Source organism: Novipirellula herctigrandis, from assembly GCA_007859835.1.
Taxonomy (GTDB): Bacteria; Planctomycetota; Planctomycetia; order Pirellulales; family Pirellulaceae; genus Novipirellula_A; species Novipirellula_A herctigrandis.
In genome coordinates, this window is sequence record SJPJ01000001.1 from 37,229 (window position 1) to 39,490 (window position 2,262).

General features: G+C 52.9%; 3 protein-coding genes. All 3 read right to left on the reverse strand.

Annotation, left to right across the window (positions count from 1 at the left end):
- Nucleotides 1–388 precede the first annotated feature (388 nt).
- The 3 genes from CA13_RS00160 to CA13_RS00170 all read right to left on the reverse strand — a co-directional run bounded on the left by CA13_RS00160 (nt 389) and on the right by CA13_RS00170 (nt 2,006).
- Entirely contained in the window at nt 389–622 is a 234-nt protein-coding gene (locus CA13_RS00160) for a hypothetical protein (protein WP_146393677.1), read from the reverse strand.
- Nucleotides 623–890: 268 nt separating this feature from the next.
- Nucleotides 891–1,424: a hypothetical protein gene (locus CA13_RS00165; RefSeq protein ID WP_146393679.1), complete on the reverse strand. Its 534-nt coding sequence runs from the start codon at nt 1,422–1,424 to the stop codon at nt 891–893.
- 111 nt (nt 1,425–1,535) lie between these two features.
- Nucleotides 1,536–2,006, reverse strand: a complete 471-nt coding sequence (locus tag CA13_RS00170) for a hypothetical protein (protein ID WP_146393681.1) — start codon at nt 2,004–2,006, stop codon at nt 1,536–1,538.
- Nucleotides 2,007–2,262: the final 256 nt, after the last annotated feature.

Consider the following 2,262-nt stretch of genomic DNA (forward strand, 5'->3'; position numbering starts at 1 on the left):
TAGTGATCAGCGGGGACGGGCGAAAGACTTGCAAGCAGACGAGAAAACGGACCACCCGTCCTCCGTTGCATCACATGGTTATCCCACGGATTTGGGTTAAACGCCGATCGAGTCACCATGATGAATCAGTCGACCGAGCACCGTCAGTTTAGCCTTCGGCCCCTTCGGTGACAGTTGTTCGTTCCCTAGCAGTATCAGTTTAACGAGGTCCCAATTTGAAAGCAACAAACGACGTTGTCGGACCAAACGGTTGCCAGCGGATCATCGACAGCGCCCCCATAGCAGAACATCAATCGCCCGGAGTGTGATAACGGCGGTCGTCACCGAGGACCGCCATTGTGGTTTCCATTTGTAAACGCGTCATGCGGTCCTTCGGTGCACGACATTGTTATCCGTTGGTTTGGGACTCTTGGGAATACGTCAATTTCATCGCATCCAACCTGCTCCGCGTTGCGTAGCCAATCCAACCCTTGAGACGCGGGACACCAAAAATGTTCAGCCAAACGGTCGAAATCACGACAAAGCCCAGGAGGTAAGCGAGCGCGAAATCTGCCCCGGCGTTTGTAGCAATGTAAAGGGTGACCAAGCAAAACGCGGTTACGGTAGAAAGCAGTCGTGACATCCATGTCCCACCAACAATCAGGCGGCTATCGCATTTCGTGCAGCGGAATGTCGGTCGAACAAGAACAAATCGACGAACAGGAGTATTGCACACGGGACAAGACGAACCAGATGCGTTGCGTCGGGAAGACGCATCTGAATCAGTGTGGGTATGTGGAGCCTCGTAAGGATTCATCAATGTTGAGGTATTTCAGTCGGATAACGGTTGCGATAACCGAGACGCGGCGAACAACTCACCACTTCAAAAACCTTGACTCCGCGTCTTCGGTTCATCGCGTTGTTCTGCTCTTTCTTTTGCGTGCAACACGCAACTCTGCGGTTGTTGAGCAAGTCCCATTGACGACGAACCTCGCGTCATTGCGCAGGTATTCTAGCAGGTCGTCATCCGTGAATGCCACGTATACCTCGCTCCAAAGTTCGATATGGAAATCAGAAATACTGCGACTCTTGCGTTTAGGGCGGAGAAACTCATAGCAGTCGTCCACAACGTTTTTATCGAGACGAAGCACCGTCGGTGGCATCGCCCAGTCAAAGTCGTCTTCTGTTTTACCCAGCGCAAACAGTGCATCCAGGATGTGATTTGAGAACATTGACATCGACGGATATTTGCGATTGAGCTTCACGCCGTAGTTTATTGCTTCGCCGTAGTCAGAGTTTAGAACGTATGCTTCTAGCAACCGCTCTGCGGCGTAGAGATCGCTGGATGAATTCCCGACCTCCTGCTCGCAATACGCAACCAGCCCCGCGTAGTCGCGGCGATCATGAAAGTCGCAAATATCTTCCCAGGATTCAAAGTCGCGCATTGCTTCAGTAGCAGAACGGCAACGTTCACCGGGCCGCGGCGAAAGACATGCAAGCAGAAAAAGCCGCGCGGCCCGCGGCTCCGTGTGCAACGTATTGTTATGTCGCGATGTTCAGGACTTAGTTTGCCCCGGAAAACCTTCAGGCCATTCCTCCACGTCATCATAAACGGATTGATATTCGTGGTCGTCCGTCTGGATTGATGACCGACAGTTTATCACACATCGGTTGATTGCACGCCAGACGATCTTGCCGCCGTTTTCATCAAACCAGTGAGTGTTCGTCGATCTGCCTTTCCATTCGGATTTGGAAAGATCAAGTTCCGCGGTTAGCCGAGCGTGACGAATACCCGTCAGTGGAATGTCGTTGTTTTGGCAGTCTTCGTGTAACCAAGCGTGAAGTTCGCCCGCAATATTGAGTGGGCCAATCGGAGCGCCGTTGAATGTTGCGTCACCAGATAGCGCGTCTATCGCTAGCGTTCCCGAGCCGAGCGCTTCGATGTCGGAATAGGAGTTCACCAACCGCCAACCACAAAACATGTGACACAGAGTGTCGGCTGCATGTTTCAAGCGTTTGCGTCTCATAGATTCTTAAGCGACATAACGTCACCGTTCACCGGGCCGCGGCAAACGCCATTGATTTCAGAATCCGCGCGGCCCGCGGCTCCGTGTGCAACGGATGGTTATCCGTGGTGAATATAGGTGGAAGGTCGAATGCCAGTAGACGTTCCAAAGCAAGACCAAGCAAGCCGATGGCAACAGGAGATTGCTCGCGCAAGCCATCAGGACGTTCCGTCGTCGAGCAACGAATGTCGTCCGAGCACGCCGATGGTCGGTGCGA

Excerpts from the sequence above, each read along its gene's own strand:
- CA13_RS00160 (WP_146393677.1), bottom strand. The coding sequence starts at position 622 with ATGTCACGACTGCTTTCTACCGTAACCGCGTTTTGCTTGGTCACCCTT.
- CA13_RS00170 (WP_146393681.1), bottom strand. The coding sequence starts at position 2,006 with ATGAGACGCAAACGCTTGAAACATGCAGCCGACACTCTGTGTCACATG.
- CA13_RS00165 (WP_146393679.1), bottom strand. The coding sequence starts at position 1,424 with ATGCGCGACTTTGAATCCTGGGAAGATATTTGCGACTTTCATGATCGC.